This window comes from Mammaliicoccus fleurettii (assembly GCF_003970575.1).
GTDB lineage: Bacteria > Bacillota > Bacilli > Staphylococcales > Staphylococcaceae > Mammaliicoccus > Mammaliicoccus fleurettii.
The window spans coordinates 1-15,889 of record NZ_RXWZ01000024.1; the positions used below are offsets into that span (position 1 = coordinate 1).

General features: G+C 31.3%; 14 protein-coding genes and 1 other annotated feature. All 14 genes read right to left on the reverse strand.

Annotation, left to right across the window (positions count from 1 at the left end):
* Positions 1 to 128: 128 nt before the first annotated feature.
* Positions 129 to 572: a DUF4930 family protein gene (locus tag CD129_RS01350; protein ID WP_107509057.1), complete on the reverse strand. Its 444-nt coding sequence runs from the start codon at positions 570 to 572 to the stop codon at positions 129 to 131.
* Between the two features lie 363 nt (positions 573 to 935).
* Positions 936 to 1,259, reverse strand: coding sequence for a hypothetical protein (locus CD129_RS01355; RefSeq protein ID WP_239733477.1), 324 nt, complete (start codon positions 1,257 to 1,259; stop codon positions 936 to 938).
* Positions 1,256 to 1,972, reverse strand: a complete 717-nt coding sequence (gene radC, locus CD129_RS01360) for a RadC family protein (protein WP_078356445.1) — start codon at positions 1,970 to 1,972, stop codon at positions 1,256 to 1,258. The genes CD129_RS01355 and radC overlap by 4 nt, the downstream gene beginning before the upstream one ends.
* Positions 1,962 to 2,687, reverse strand: coding sequence for a prepilin peptidase (locus CD129_RS01365; RefSeq protein WP_078356444.1), 726 nt, complete (start codon positions 2,685 to 2,687; stop codon positions 1,962 to 1,964). Before CD129_RS01365 ends, radC begins: the two co-directional genes overlap by 11 nt.
* Before the next feature lie 178 nt (positions 2,688 to 2,865).
* Positions 2,866 to 4,263 (reverse strand): YfcC family protein, encoded by a 1,398-nt coding sequence (locus CD129_RS01370; protein WP_107509053.1) that lies wholly within the window; start codon positions 4,261 to 4,263, stop codon positions 2,866 to 2,868.
* Between the two features lie 119 nt (positions 4,264 to 4,382).
* On the reverse strand, positions 4,383 to 5,645 hold the full coding sequence (locus CD129_RS01375) for a bifunctional folylpolyglutamate synthase/dihydrofolate synthase (RefSeq protein WP_115337361.1): 1,263 nt from the start codon (positions 5,643 to 5,645) through the stop codon (positions 4,383 to 4,385).
* A gap of 8 nt (positions 5,646 to 5,653) precedes the next feature.
* Positions 5,654 to 8,284, reverse strand: a complete 2,631-nt coding sequence (locus tag CD129_RS01380; RefSeq protein ID WP_126577726.1) for a valine--tRNA ligase — start codon at positions 8,282 to 8,284, stop codon at positions 5,654 to 5,656.
* Positions 8,285 to 8,326: 42 nt separating this feature from the next.
* Positions 8,327 to 8,539 (reverse strand) — a binding site (T-box leader).
* 47 nt (positions 8,540 to 8,586) lie between these two features.
* The gene (locus CD129_RS01385; protein ID WP_115337359.1) at positions 8,587 to 9,657 is read right to left on the reverse strand and encodes an AbrB family transcriptional regulator; all 1,071 of its coding nucleotides are present in this window, start codon (positions 9,655 to 9,657) and stop codon (positions 8,587 to 8,589) included.
* A 60-nt stretch (positions 9,658 to 9,717) separates the two neighbouring features.
* Positions 9,718 to 11,004: a glutamate-1-semialdehyde 2,1-aminomutase gene (gene hemL / locus CD129_RS01390; RefSeq protein WP_078356439.1), complete on the reverse strand. Its 1,287-nt coding sequence runs from the start codon at positions 11,002 to 11,004 to the stop codon at positions 9,718 to 9,720.
* 1 nt (position 11,005) lies between these two features.
* Positions 11,006 to 11,989 carry a porphobilinogen synthase gene (hemB, locus tag CD129_RS01395; protein WP_078356438.1) on the reverse strand — a complete coding sequence of 328 codons (984 nt, stop codon included), beginning with the start codon at positions 11,987 to 11,989 and terminating at the stop codon, positions 11,006 to 11,008.
* A complete protein-coding gene (locus CD129_RS01400) occupies positions 11,986 to 12,669 on the reverse strand; it encodes a uroporphyrinogen-III synthase (protein WP_107509050.1) in 684 nt (227 codons plus the stop codon). The genes hemB and CD129_RS01400 overlap by 4 nt, the downstream gene beginning before the upstream one ends.
* Before the next feature lie 15 nt (positions 12,670 to 12,684).
* Positions 12,685 to 13,605, reverse strand: coding sequence for a hydroxymethylbilane synthase (hemC, locus tag CD129_RS01405; protein ID WP_115337358.1), 921 nt, complete (start codon positions 13,603 to 13,605; stop codon positions 12,685 to 12,687).
* Between the two features lie 18 nt (positions 13,606 to 13,623).
* Positions 13,624 to 14,457: a cytochrome C assembly family protein gene (locus CD129_RS01410; protein ID WP_107509049.1), complete on the reverse strand. Its 834-nt coding sequence runs from the start codon at positions 14,455 to 14,457 to the stop codon at positions 13,624 to 13,626.
* A gap of 20 nt (positions 14,458 to 14,477) precedes the next feature.
* Entirely contained in the window at positions 14,478 to 15,815 is a 1,338-nt protein-coding gene (gene hemA, locus CD129_RS01415) for a glutamyl-tRNA reductase (protein ID WP_115337357.1), read from the reverse strand.
* Positions 15,816 to 15,889: the final 74 nt, after the last annotated feature.

The following is a 15,889-nucleotide window of genomic DNA, read 5'->3' on the forward strand; positions in this document are numbered from 1 at the left end:
TTTATTATTTTTAAAAAAATTCGACAATCTAAACACCTCTTAATCTTCAAATGTCTAAATAACAATGATATTACTATTTTAGCTTACAGTTCACTTTAAATAAAGTGAGAGACAGTCGAAATTAAAAATTAATATGAAGTTTTTGGTAATAATTTTATATCTGAGTTCATTTCACTTAAATCATTAATTAAATCTTGCTCAGTTTGATACACATACATTTTCGATTCACCAAACTTATACAAAATATACTCAGTACCACGTTGACCAGCTACATAATCGTCATCGTAACCCATACGCTCTAATCCCGAAACATCCATAAATTCGCTTTTATTTATCCATTTAAATGCATGCTTTGTTTGACTTAAAGGAACATTTTGTAACAATGGATTGTCTTCTACTTCATATGTAGCATTTGCTCGTTGTGGCGCAATTTCTTCAGTTTCTTGATTATCACTATTTTCAAATGGATTCAAATCGCTAATAGCAGGAACATTTCTGTACACAATTACGACTATAATTACAATTGCCAATAATGCTAATAAATTTCTAATTAACCTAAATAACCATCTCAATATTATAGACACCTCTCATTCATATATATTATACAAAAATATAATATAAATCATCATCGGGCTTTGGACTGAACTCTATAATCATTCTGTAGTCTGATGTATTTTTATCAATTCTCATATATAATCTCATTAAGAGGTGAAAATAATGGAATTAATATATATATTCTTAGCTATCTTGTTTTTAATTATCTTTTTCCGATTTTTTGTTGGGTTACTAAGAGTTCTCATAAAATTAGCTATTATTGCTTTAGTAATTTACTTCATATATCAAGGTGTTCTTTACTTTATGTGACCCTTAATGAATATCACTTGATTTTTATTAAAGAAGAAGCCGAGACAATAATTTGTCTCGGCTTCTTCTTTTTATTTATTTAGTAATTTTTTTAACAAGAATAAAGTAAGTGATACTAAAATACCCCACACTATGCCTGCACCAATTGATCCAAGAATAACACTAAATGAAAGTGATGATTCACTATTTGTTAATGTAAGTAATATTGATGAAAGAAATACACCTATAACACCTAATGCCATTATAATTCCATAGTCTTTTTTTACAATCGCTCTTTTCTTTCGTTGAAAAATAGATATTATGAATAACAATGGTAAAACAACTAAAATAAATGTAATGATTTGCAAATCAAAAACTCCTGACTCATTTTTATTTATATTATACCATTGTATCATTCATAAACATCATTAATTTCTATGTCTTCACGCATAATATAATCATTTTCAAAAATACTTATAAATTCTCCATCCCCAATAATGATATGATCAAGTAAATCTATTCCCATTAATTCACAGCAATATAGAATTCGTTTAGTCGTTTTAATGTCTTCTATAGATGGTGTTGGATCTCCGCTCGGATGATTATGAGCTATTACAATGGATGCCGCCGAATGTTTGATTGCCTCTCTTAATAAATCTCTCGGGTGTACTACTGCCATATTCAAAGAACCTATAAATATAGATTGTTCATGTATAATTTGATTTTTAGTGTTTAATAGCAACGCAACAAAGTGTTCTTGCTTTAAATATCTTAGTTTCTCCATCAAGTAATTTGCTACATCTTGTGGCTCATTTATTTCAAATTTATCCAATACTGTATTACTATGCATTCTTTTCGCTAATTCAATGACAGCTAAAATAGTAATGGCTTTAGATTCTCCTATTCCATTTACTGTTAATAATTCAGGCAAAGTAAGGTGCCTTAATTCTCTAGTGTTCTCTACTAAATTTAACACTTTATTTGCACATTCTAAACTCGAATATTGTTTACTACCAGAATTGATGATTATTGCCAATAACTCTCTATTAGTTAGTTTATCCGGACCATAAGATTTTAATCTTTCTCTCGGTTTATCTTCGTGTTGTAAATCTTTAATTTTAATGACCATGTAAGCCTCCTAAAAAATAATAATTAAGTTGATGATTAAAAATCAAAACAAATAGTGTAGAAACTGTGATAAAAGGAACTAAAGGAACTTTCTTCATAAGATTTTTACAAGCACAAGAATAAAGTAAGACGAAAATTCCTGCAATAATGAACGTGAACATAAACATTAATAAAAATTGAGAATTGGATAGTATAATACTTAATAAAGAAAATAGTTTTATATCACCGTATCCTATACTTTTATTAGAAATAAAATAAACACAATGAAGTAAAAACAGAATAAGAATTGATAATAAAAAACCTTTCAACGACATATCAAAAAGCACTAAAGCTGTTATAAACATTATAATTAATACATGGTTAGGAATAATATAGTGCTTCATATCATAAATAGATAAAGGGATTAAAAATATGACTAAGAAATAATATAATAGAGGATCAAACGGTGTATTGCATATTAGAGGTATTAAAAAAAGTGTTCCTAGTATAAGTTCACATAAAAATAAATCTAGAGATATCCTACTCTTGCAAAATCTACATTTACCTTTTAAACATAAGTAACTGATAATTGGAATAAGATCTCTAAACAAAATATTTTTACAACAATTCTCACACTTAGAACGACTATGAAACATATTATAATTTATGTTTGTTGTACTTGTGAGTTGATACATATAACTAGCTAAAATTGCCCCCAACAAAAAGAGTAAAGCCATTATTTCATTCTCCTTTTTTGATATATATAAATATACCAAAACAACTCGTTAAACGTATAACTACAGTTTTTGAACTTATGAGTATGCCATTATAAACATTAAAATATTATTCATAAAAAAACTTGAAAAACTCTATGTAATAACATGAGTTTTTCAAGTTTTGTAATATTTATAAAAGTTAAAAACCTAATCCTAAAGCAACGAATATTCCAGCCATACATATAACAACCCATAGTACTAATAACTTCCATATAAATTTCACCCATTTAGTATAAGAAATTCCGGCAACAGCCAATCCACCCATTAAAGAGGCGGAAGTTGGGAATATACTATTACTCACTGCGTCTCCATATTGGAAGGCAAGTACTGCCATCTGTCTATTAATACTTAATAAATCTGAAATCGGGACCATAAGTGGCATAGTTGTCATTGCTTGGCCCGATCCTGATGGTATAAAGAAGTTTAAAATCATTTGAATAACGAACATCATACCAACCGTAATACTAGCTGGTAAATCTTGAATGGTGTTTGTTAAATAATACACTATAGTATCTATAATTTTACCATTTTCTAATACGACAACAATTGCTTTAGCAAATCCTACAATTAAAGCACCGAACAAAATAGATTTCATTCCTTCTACTAAAGCATCAAAAGTTCCATTAAACCCTAGACCACCGATAAACCCTGCTAATAAACCTGCTAATAAGAAATTAGCACTCATTTCATTAAAGGACCATCCGAATGTAAAAATACCAAATACGTTAAAACAAATTGCAGCGACTAGCAAAATTAAACAAAATGATTGTCGTTTTGTAAATCTGCCAATCTTAGGTTGGTCAGCAATATTATGTTGTTCTTCTTGTTCTAATTCATATACTAAACTTTTCTTTGGATTTTTCTTAACTTTTCGAGCATATAACATTACATAAATGATGCCAACAATCAATACACATATATAAATGATCGTTCTAAATTGCCAGCCTGAAAACAGAGGAATTTCAGCGATTTTTTGTGCGACTCCAACCGTAAATGGATTGAGCATGCCTCCTAGAAATCCTGCTGCTGCCCCCATTATAATCATTGCTGTACCAGTCATCGCATCATACCCAACTGCTCTTGCGATTGCTATACCTATCGGAACAAATATAATAGTTTCTTCAGCCAATCCAATAGAAAAACCGAGTAATGAGAAAATAAACATCGTTAGAGGAATCATAAATTTGCCGTTTTCCCCTAACTTGTTCATTGCAGCATTTACACCATTTGTAATAGCGCCAGTCTTATGTATAATACCAAAAGCGCCACCTACTAGAAATATGTAAAAAATAATATCCGCGCCACTAATTAAACCTTCAGGAATCGATCTAAAGATTTCTAAAAATCCAGATGGTTGACTGTCTACTAAATGATAAGTACCTGATACAACTTCTTCTCGATCATTTACAGTTTTACGTTCAAATTCACCTGAAGGTATTACATAAGTTAGCAAGCAACTTATCGCAATAATAAATAGTAAAATCGCATATGTATGAGGATTTTTGAATTTTATTTTCTGTTTATTGTTTTCTTTCATATAATCTCCCCTTTAGTAATATATATTACTCATACCCTATTTTTCAGAATATAATGAATTTTTACACAAAAAAAAGATAACGACATTTTTCATTTTGTCGTTATCTTTTAACTCATTTATTATTGAACAAACAATTTTCTTACTTCACTTATAAAATACAAACTACCGGTTATAACAAGTAATTCACCATCATATTCATCGATAAAGCTATTATAATTTTGAATCTTTTCAATGTGATCATGTTCTAAGTAATCATAAACTGCATCTATTGGTAATGCTTTTGGAAAATCAAATGTCGTTACATAGAATCTGTTCGCTACGTCTTCTAAACTGTTTAACATTTTTCCAATAGGTTTTCCTTCAATAGCTGCAAACAATACGTCAATTTTTTTATCAGAATAATACTGATTCAAAGTATTAACTAACGCATCTATACTTTCTTTATTATGAGCACCATCAATTAATATGAGAGGCTGATCTTTAACTTTTTCAATACGGCCTAACCAAGTCGTATTCTCAATGGCATCTATCATTTTATTAAAGTCTAATTGTATAATCCCTCTTTGAAACATTTCAATGAGCGTTGTAATTGCAAGTGCAGCATTTTCATGTTGATGTTGACCAATCATTTTTAGTTGAATATTTTCAAGTTCATAACTTTCATATCTGTAAGTAAATTCAGCATCATCAGAAATAACATGAATATCTCTATCTAATTCTAAACCTTTATTATAATTAGTTTCTACAACTTCACGCACAAAATGTAGCGCATCTTTAGGTTTAATTGAATAAACAAGAGGTACACTTGGTTTAATTACACCAGCTTTTTCCCTAGCAATATCCATATAAGTTTCACCTAATATATTTGTATGGTCTAAACCGATACTTGTTAATACTGTCATAATTGGTTGGAATACATTAGTTGAATCATTTAAAGCTCCTAATCCTGCTTCAACTAAAACAAAATCAACAGGGCGTATAGATCCAAAATATACAAACATAATTAATGTGATAATTTCAAATTCTGTAGCTGGTCCTAAATCAGTTTCAGTTTCAAGTCTTTCTGAAATTGGTTTAACTATTTGAACTAAGTCAACTAATTCATCGTTAGTTATCGGAACACCGTTAATGCTTATTCTTTCATTAAATGTAACGATATATGGTGAAGTAAAAGTACCAACTTCATAATTATTTGCTACAAGTGCATTTCTTAAATAACTGACTGTTGATCCTTTACCATTCGTACCTACTACATGAACTGCTTGAATATTATCTTCAGGATGGTCCAGTTTACTGAGCATCCACTTCATTCTTTTAACACCTGGTTTAATACCAAATTTAGTTCGTTCGTGTATCCAGTGTAAACTATCTAAATAATCCATTAGCTTTCCTAGCCTTTCAATTGTTCAATTCTAGCTAGTACACCATCATATTTTTCTTGATAATTAACTTTTTTATCTTTCTCTTCGTTAATAATCTTTTCAGGTGCATTAGCAACGAACTTCTCATTGCTCAATTTTTTATTAACACGATCTAATTCTTTTTGCCATTTATTAAGTTCTTGCTCAAGTCTTTCTATTTCTTTGTCCATGTCAATTAATCCTTCTAATGGTAACACCACTGTAGCACCAAATACAACTTCAGTCATCGCTTTTTCAGGTATTTCTATAGAAGTATCGATAATTAACTCACTTGGATTACAAAAACGCATTAAGTAATCTTTATTATCTAAAAGTTGCTCTTTAACTTTTTCGTCTTTTGCTTCGATATGAATTGGCACTTCTTTAGACATCGGTGTATTCACTTCACGTCTAGCTTGTCTTACAGATTTAATAATTTCAACTAACAGTTGCATTGAAACTTTACTGTTTTCATTTGATAATTCTGGTTTAACTTCTGGCCATGAAGCGTTTATGATTGTTTCTCCTTCATGAGGTAGAGCTTGCCATATATGTTCTGTTACAAATGGCATTAATGGATGTAACATTCTCATTGTTTGATCCAGTGTGTAAGCTAATACTGAACGCGTCATTTGTTTTTTAGACTCATCTTCACCGTTCATTGGTATTTTACTCATTTCAATATACCAATCACAGAACTCATCCCAAATAAAGTTATAAAGTACGCGACCAACTTCACCAAATTCATATTTATCACTTAAATCTGTAACATTTGCTATAGTTTCGTTTAATCGTGTAAGAATCCATTCATCAGCAACAGATTTTTCACCTGATAAATCTATATCTTCAAACTTAAATGATTCACCAATATTCATAATACTAAAACGAGAAGCATTCCAAATCTTGTTGATAAAGTTCCAAATAGCTTCAACTTTTTCAGTAGAATAACGTAAATCGTGTCCAGGTGATGAACCAGTAGCTAAGAAGTATCTTAAGCTATCCGCACCATATTCTTCTATAACATCCATTGGGTCAACACCATTACCTAATGACTTACTCATCTTACGGCCATCTTCAGCTCTTACTAAACCGTGTAACAAGACATCATTGAATGGTTTTTGTCCAGTAAATTCAAGCCCTTGGAAAATCATTCTCGATACCCAGAAGAAAATAATATCATAACCTGTAACTAATGTGTTAGTTGGATAATAACGTTTAAAGTCTTCATTGTTTTCGTCTGGCCATCCTAATGTAGAAAATGGCCATAATGCAGAACTAAACCATGTATCAAGAACGTCTTCATCTTGAGTCCAATTTTCAATATCTTCTGGCGCTTCTTCTCCTACATATGTTTCACCTGTCTCGTTATGATACCAGGCTGGAATTTGATGACCCCACCATAGTTGTCGAGAAATTGTCCAGTCGCGGATGTTTTCCATCCATCTATTAAATGTACCTTCAAATCTGTCTGGAACAAAATTAATACGATTTTCAGTATCTTGGTTATCTAAAGCTTGTTTAGCTAGAGGTTCCATCTTCACAAACCATTGAGTAGATAAGTAAGGCTCAACTACTGCCCCACTTCTTTCTGAATGGCCAACTGAATGCTCATGTTCTTCAACTTTAATTAACTCTCCAGTTGCTTTTAAATCTTCAATTAATTGCTTACGGCATTCAAAACGATCTAAACCATTATATTTACCAGCAAGCTCATTCATTGTACCGTCTTCATTCATAACGTTAATTTTTTCTAGTTGATGTCTTTCACCAATTTCGAAGTCATTAGGATCATGAGCAGGTGTTACTTTCATTGCTCCACTACCAAAATCAATATCAACATAATCGTCACCAATGATTGGTAATTCACGACCAATAATTGGTAAAACAACAGATTTACCTATTAAGTGTTTATATCGATCATCGTTTGGATTAACAACAATTGCAGTATCTCCAAGCATCGTTTCAGGACGTGTTGTTGCTATTTCAATAGCACCTTCTCCTTCTTTAAACGGATACTTAATATGATAGAAATGCCCTAATATATCTTCATGTATAACTTCTATATCAGAAATTGCTGTTTTAGTTTGTGGATCCCAGTTAATAATTCTTTCTCCACGATATATCAAACCTTTATTATACATATCAACAAACACTTTTTTAACTGCTTGTGATAATCCTTCGTCTAATGTAAAACGTTCACGACTATAGTCTAAACCTAAGCCTAACTTAGACCATTGTGCACGAATAAAGTCTGCATATTCTTCTTTCCATGACCAAGCATGTTCAAGGAATTTTTCTCTACCTAAGTCATGTCTAGTCAATCCTTGTTCTTTTAATTTGCCTTCAACTTTAGCTTGGGTTGCGATACCTGCATGGTCCATACCAGGTAAATACAAAGTATCATACACTTGCATTCTTTTCATTCTAGTTAAAATATCTTGTAAAGTTGTATCCCATGCATGACCTAAATGTAGCTTACCAGTTACATTTGGAGGCGGAATAACAATCGTATACGTTTCTTTGTCTTTATTTTCACTTGGTTTAAAACAATCATTTTCTAACCAATGTTGATAACGGCCTTCTTCAACCTTTTTAGGGTTATATTTAGGTTCCATTTCCATTATTTATCACTCCTTTTTAATATAAAAAAACCCGTCCTAAATGAATAGGACGGGTTAAACCGTGGTACCACCTAAATTCAATATAATTTCTTATATTGCACTTTAACGATTATCGCTCGCACACGCATTAATCTACTTAGTTTCAATTAACGTTCAAATTAAGGCTACCTTCAATCATCATTAATATGTATTCACACCAACCATACACTCTCTTCAAATAATCAATGATTTACTCTTCCTTGTTAAATATTTAATTACTTTAATAATATAAGCACTTTCAATATAAGTCAATATTGAAAGTACTAATTACCGTATTTCTTAGACCTTATGCTTAAGAAAACCTTTATTAATGGTGAAATAATTAGAAGTATAAAAAATATCCTAAAAATATGATAGCTTGAAATCATTGCGACATCTCCACCAGTTTCAAGCGCAACTACTATAATTTGTGCCATTCCCCCTGGAGCAGCACTTAAAAACAAGTCATTAATATTGTCATCAATAAAAAGATCAAAAATAAACACAAGTATAAAAGCACCAAGTATTAACGAGACATTTTGGAATGCTATTGCAAACACAGTCTTTTTAGTCAGATTATTTATTAAATCAGATATTTGAACCCCTATTCTTATTCCGAATAACACTTGAGCAATTATAATCAACTGATAATCTAAAGAGAAAACCTGTTCAGTATATAAATTCCAAGTAAGAAGAACAAAAATTGGTGCAAGTAAATGAGGAACAGGAAACTTAATCTTGTAGAATAATAAAAATAAAATAATTATTCCTACAATCAACGTAATATATCCCGTTAAATCTAAAACTGAAAATATGGAAGGTGCTGCATCAATTTGTCTAGAACTTGAACCATTACTACCATATATTGAAGAAATAATAGGAACTAAGATTACAACAAACATAATTCGTGATGTTTGAGTAAGTGTAACGATGAGTAAGTCTGCTTTTTTATTCTCTTCCGCCATAACAACCATTTGGCTTAGAGCTCCAGGGATTGCACTTAATAATGCTGTTTCAAATGAAACATTGGCTATCTTTTTAAAGACTATAGATATAATTAAAGCGAGTAATATGATAAATACTGACATTAATACAATCTGCAACCATTCATCTTTTATATCATGAAGTACATCAAGTGTAAAAGTAGAACCCATTTGAACTCCTAAAATGAGTAATCCTATATTACCTAACCAATTCGGCCATTTAATCGAGCGTTTCACCAATTTTATAACGATAATGCTAGCAAATATCGGACCAAATAACCAAGGTAAAATCATATGAATGCTTTGGAGTATAAAGCCAAGTATTATAGCTAGCAAACTTACAATTATTATGTTCTGTTTATTTCTATGCATCAATTAACACCTCATGTAAAATTATACCATTATTAAAAATATAAATTGAGGTTATAATTGTTATTTTGTAATTCTAGATAGTGCTGTATCAAATGCTTGAATTGTTTTTTCTATATCTTCTTTAGTATGAGCTGTTGATAAAAAAGTACCTTCGAATTGTGATGGTGGCAAGAATACACCTTCTTGAGCCATTTCTCTATACATATTACTAAACATTTCTAAATCTGATGAATTAGCTTCATCAAAATTAGTAACTGGACCTTTATTCAAGAAATAACCTATCATTGAACCAGCACGATTAACTGTTATTGGTACTTCATGTTTAGAAAACACATCTTTCAGACCTTTTTCAAGTAAATCTCCTAATTCATTAAAATAGCTATAACTATCTTCAGTTAGCTCACTTAAAGTTGCAAAGCCACTCGTCATAGCCAATGGATTTCCTGAAAGTGTTCCTGCTTGATAAACATTACCAACTGGCGCTATTTCTTCCATAATTTCTCTTTTACCACCGAAAGCACCTACCGGTAATCCTCCACCAATAACTTTTCCTAGACAAGTTAAGTCAGGCGTAACACCAAAATACCCTTGTGCACAATTGTATCCTACTCTAAATCCTGTCATAACTTCATCAAAGATTAATACAGAACCATATTCTTTAGTAATATCACGTAAACCTTCTAAGAAACCTTCTACTGGTGGTACTACACCCATATTACCGGCAACAGGTTCTACAATAACACCTGCGATATCATCACCAAATTGTTCAAAAGCCACTTTTACAGCATCAATATCATTATAAGGAACTGTTATTGTATTTTTCGCAGTGCCTTCAGGTACGCCTGGAGAGTCTGGTAATCCTAAAGTTGCTACCCCAGAGCCAGCTTTGATTAGTAATGAATCACTATGTCCATGATAACAACCTTCAAATTTCAATATTTTATTTCTGCCAGTATAACCTCTTGAAAGTCGTAATGCTGCTAATGTTGCTTCTGTTCCTGAAGATACCATTCTTACCATCTCAATAGATGGAACACGTTCAATTACGAGTTGTGCCATTTTATTTTCAAGCTCTGTAGAAGCACCAAATGAAGTTCCTTTATCTACCGCTGCGTGTAAAGCTGTTTTAACTTTTTCGTGAGAATGACCTAAAATTAAAGGCCCCCAACTTAATACGTAATCAATATATTCATTACCATCTACATCATATATTTTTGACCCTTTACCGTGATCCATAAATATCGGCGGTGTATCTACAGATTTAAATGCTCTAACTGGACTATTTACGCCACCAGGCATTAAATCTACTGCTTCTTTATATGCTTCAATTGATTGTTCGTATCTCATATTAATAGTCTCCTCCATCTAGATATTTACAAATATCTTTTGCGAAATAAGTAATAATCATGTCTGCTCCAGCACGTTTCATTGAAGTCATTTGTTCCATAACAATTTTCTCTTCATCTATCCAGCCATTTAGTGATGCTGCTTTTGTCATACTATATTCGCCACTTACGTTATACGCAACAATAGGTAAGTCAGAACGGTTACGCACATCTCTTATAATATCTAAATAACTTAAAGCAGGTTTAACAATCATCATGTCGCAACCTTCTTTAATGTCACTTTCTAATTCTCTAAATGCTTCTAAGCGATTGCTCGGGTCCATTTGATATGTTTTACGATCACCAAATGAAGGCGCACCTTCTGCAGCCTCTCTGAAAGGACCATAAAAACTAGATGCATATTTAATACCATAGCTCATAATCGGCATGTTAATAAATCCTGCTTGATCAAGTCCTGCTCTTATTTCAGCTACAAATCCGTCCATCATGTTACTTGGTGCAATAATGTCTGCTCCAGCTTTCGCTTGTGAAACAGCTGTTTTAACAAGTAATTCTAATGACTTATCGTTATCTACATCGCTTGTAGCTTCATCTATCACACCACAATGACCATGATCTGTGTATTCACAAAGACAAGTATCTGCCACAACTAATAAATCTGGGAACTTACTTTTAGATAAACGAGTCGCTTTTTGAATAATGCCATCATCGATAAATGCACCAGTACCACAAGCATCTTTCTCATTAGGAATTCCAAAGAACATTACACCTCGAATACCTAGGTCATATGCCTCTTTTAATTCTTCTTCTAACAGGTTTAAACTCAATTGATAAATCCCAGGCATTGATGAGATTTCATTTTTAATATTATCTTCTTCAATCACAAATATAGGATATATTAAATCAGATTTATGAACATACGTTTCTTTTACCATATTTCTCATTGATTGTGATGATCTTAATCTTCTATGTCTATCAAATTTCATAATTTTACCTCTTTCAAGATTGTATTTATCATATCTTCTAAAGTAGATTCTAAAGCTATTTTAGAAGTTTGATGATATGTATTTAATTTTTGTTGAGTGATTTCTCCAATTGCATATACTTCTACGCCATGACCAATTTCTTTGTAGGTTTCAAAATAACTTGAAACTGCTGAAGAACTTGAAAATGTTATATGCGTAACTTTATTGTTTGTAATTAGTTCATGCACCTTATGAACATTATCAGTATTTGTTACTGGCTCATATATATTCAGCCTTTGAACTTGATTACTCCATTCAGATAACTGAGTTGTTAATTTATCTCTTGCTTGTTTACTGCATGGTATCAATACTGATTGATTATAAAGTTTGTCTTTAAAATCATTTAACATGCCTTCTTGCGTAAATGTTTCCGGCATTGTATCAACAGGTATATTAAGTTTTTCAGCTATTTTTTTCGTTTTAGAACCAATTACTGCAATATGATTAACTTGTATCTTTGGTAAATATGGTTCAAAAATTTTAATAGCATTTACAGACGTAAAAATAAGCCAATCATAGTGGGGTTTTAAACAAGACTGTTCAAATTGGATAGGGACAATATCTATAAATGGATAATGTCGAATCTCTACGTCTTCACGTTGAACAGTTCTTGTACTCGTAACCACTATAATCGGCTTCATTTTAACTACTCCTTATTATTCTTCATTTAATTTCTTAATAATTTCATATGCACCTTGGGATTTTAATTCTTCAGATACTTGTTTACCGATTTCTACTGGATCGGTACCTACTTTTGTAGATTCATATCTTTCTTTACCATCAGGTGACATAATTAATCCTGTAAATGAAATTTCATTGCCATCTTTTGTTGCATAACCTGCAATTGGAACTTTACAACTTCCATCCATTTCATTTAAAAATGTTCTTTCGCATGTTACACACGTTTCCACTTTTTCATCATGCACAGATTTTAGAATATCTAATAATTCTTTGTCATCACTTCTACATTCTATACCTAATGCACCTTGACCTATTGCTGGAACCATTGTATCCTCTTGTAAATATTCAGTAACGATATCTTCGCTCCAACCCATGCGCTTTAATCCTGCAGCAGCAAGTATTATAGCATCAAAATCCTCAGTTTCTAATTTCTTCAATCGTGTATCGATGTTCCCTCTAATCCATTTGATTTCTAAGTGAGGATATTTAGCTAAAATTTGGGCACCACGTCTTAAAGAACTAGTACCAACAATACTGCCTGGCTTTAATTCTGCAAGTTTAACATGATTATTAGCAATATATGCATCAAAAGGAATTTCTCTCTCAGGAATACATCCAAGCGTTAATGCTTCCGGCAATTCGCTAGGCACATCTTTAAGTGAATGAATAGCAAAGTCTATTTCATGATCAAATAATGCTTGTTGTATTTCTTTTACGAATAAACCTTTACCACCAACTTTAGACAATTGAACATCGACGATTCTATCGCCTTTAGTTACGATTTCTTTAATTTCGATATCTAAATCTGGATGCTTTTCTTTCAATTTATCTATAAATTGCTGACTTTGTGTCATTGCTAATTTACTTTTTCTAGAACCTACAATAATTTTACGCATAACTTCCTCCATTATTGTTTAATTAAACCACTGATGAAATCCCGAAAACTTTGAGACCACCAAATAATTTATCATACACACTAAAAATATCATAATATTCGCTATTACTAACGTTTTAGTATTGATTGATTTTCTTACTCTTAAATATAAATAAACACCATAAAGTAGTAAAACAATTAAAGAACCGATCACTTTCATATCTATCCATATCTCACTACCAATTATAATTAAGCCCCATTGTATACCTAATATTAAACTAATAAGTAACACTAAAAATCCTATTAAAGAAAATCTAAAAACATTTTGCTCTAGTTGTTCAATACTACCCATTCTAAAGAACTTTTGATTGAACTTTTTCTCTTTTAGATTTTTTCTCTGGAGTAAATATAAAATTGCATGTGATGTACTCAATGCAAACAGAACATAGCTTAATATAGCTAAAGAAATATGTATTAATAGTAATTCATTCATAATATTAGATGCCGTATTTTCCGTATCATATTGCTCAGGTCTAAATGTATGAATAACTAAAAATACAAATCCAATTAAATTAATAATAAAGACTGTTAAATCCGTTGATTTAAAATAGTTTAAAACTAATGAAACTGTAATAATCATCCATGTATAAAAATAAAATCCTTCAAATATCGTCAAGATTGGAAATTGTTTTGTTGTAACAATATACATGCACAAAAAGATTGTTTGAAAAATCCAAACAATCCCCAGTGCATAATACCCAAGCTTTCTTACTTTAGAATTTTTTTGTATAAAGTCATAAAAATAGCACCCTAAACAAATCATGTAAATAACTAAGACAATTTCATGCAAACGTACCGCAATTACATCTTGCATAGCATCACCATATATTTTGATTAAGTTTCAACTGTGTTAGGAGACAATTGACTTCTTTTTATTTCTTTCTTTGTATCATTTAATCGATCTACTTCATTCGTAATATTAAAGATTTCTTGGAATAATTCTAATTTTTCTGCTGATTTTTTATCAGTTGATAATTCTTTAGCTTGAGTTATCGGATCTTTTAATAATTGATTTACGATACTTTTCATATGCTTAGATATAACTTTTCTTTCTCTTTCAGTCATATCAGGTAGTTTTCTTTCGACACTTACCATTGTTTCTTCTTGTATATGTGATGCTTTACCTCTAAGTGCTGTAATTATCGGCACAACGCCTAGCATATTCACCCATTCTTCATGCTTATCAATTTCTTTAGCAATAAGCAATTCTATTTCACGAGCTGCTTGCTCACGTTCAGCTAGATTTGCATCTACAAGGCCGTTTAAATCATCCACATCATAATTAAACATTAGTTCTAAGTCATTCACTTCAGGATCTATATCCCTTGGCACAGCAATATCAATTAATACAAGTGGTTTATTTTTTCTAAAGCGCTCAACATCTTTCATCATATCTTTAGTTAATACATAATGTTCCGCACTCGTAGAACTAATGACGATATCAGCTTCCATCAACGAACATTGTAGTTCATTCATGCTTTTAGCTACACCTTTATATTGCATAGCTAATGCTTCAGCTTTTGCAACAGTTCTATTTAAAACAGTAATGTCATTTACACCACTACCATTCAAATTAGCTACTGCTAACTCAGCCATTTCTCCTGCTCCAATGATTAATGCTTTCTTATTATCTAGTTTGCCAAGTACTTTTTTCGATAATTCCACAGCTGCATATGAAACTGATACGGCATTAGAAGCTATGTCTGTTTCGTGATGACCACGTTTAGCCAATGTTATAGCTTGTTTGAATAATCGATTAAACATAGTACCTGTTGTAACCTCAGTTTGTGCAATTTGAAACGCATCTTTCATCTGTCCTAAAATTTGCGTTTCACCTAGAACCATTGAATCTAAACCAGATGTTACTCTGAACAAATGTTCCACTGCTTCATTCTCAGTTAACACATTTGTATAAGATTTAATCGTATCTAACGATTGGTCAAACCAATCAGCTAAGAAAGACTGAATATAATATTTACCAGTGTGTATTTGATCTACAACAGCATATACTTCAGTTCTATTACATGTCGATAAAATGACACATTCTAAAATTGATTTTTTATTACTAAGTGTTACGAGTGCATTCTCAATTTCTTGATCATTAAATGATAGTTTTTCTCGCATCGCAACATCTGCAGTCTTATAGTTTACGCTTACTACAACAACATGCACTTCTAACGCCCCCATTAATTTATGTCCAATGTCTAAATTATAACATTTCTAATTTAGGAATGTGAGGATTTTGT

Coding starts and splice junctions, on each gene's coding strand:
- CD129_RS01400 (WP_107509050.1), bottom strand. CDS start 12,669: ATGAAGCCGATTATAGTGGTTACGAGTACAAGAACTGTTCAACGTGAA.
- CD129_RS01370 (WP_107509053.1), bottom strand. CDS start 4,263: ATGAAAGAAAACAATAAACAGAAAATAAAATTCAAAAATCCTCATACA.
- hemL (WP_078356439.1), bottom strand. CDS start 11,004: ATGAGATACGAACAATCAATTGAAGCATATAAAGAAGCAGTAGATTTA.
- CD129_RS01385 (WP_115337359.1), bottom strand. CDS start 9,657: ATGCATAGAAATAAACAGAACATAATAATTGTAAGTTTGCTAGCTATA.
- radC (WP_078356445.1), bottom strand. CDS start 1,972: ATGGTCATTAAAATTAAAGATTTACAACACGAAGATAAACCGAGAGAA.
- CD129_RS01355 (WP_239733477.1), bottom strand. CDS start 1,259: ATGATACAATGGTATAATATAAATAAAAATGAGTCAGGAGTTTTTGAT.
- hemB (WP_078356438.1), bottom strand. CDS start 11,989: ATGAAATTTGATAGACATAGAAGATTAAGATCATCACAATCAATGAGA.
- CD129_RS01375 (WP_115337361.1), bottom strand. CDS start 5,645: ATGGATTATTTAGATAGTTTACACTGGATACACGAACGAACTAAATTT.
- CD129_RS01365 (WP_078356444.1), bottom strand. CDS start 2,687: ATGGCTTTACTCTTTTTGTTGGGGGCAATTTTAGCTAGTTATATGTAT.
- hemC (WP_115337358.1), bottom strand. CDS start 13,605: ATGCGTAAAATTATTGTAGGTTCTAGAAAAAGTAAATTAGCAATGACA.
- CD129_RS01410 (WP_107509049.1), bottom strand. CDS start 14,457: ATGCAAGATGTAATTGCGGTACGTTTGCATGAAATTGTCTTAGTTATT.
- CD129_RS01380 (WP_126577726.1), bottom strand. CDS start 8,284: ATGGAAATGGAACCTAAATATAACCCTAAAAAGGTTGAAGAAGGCCGT.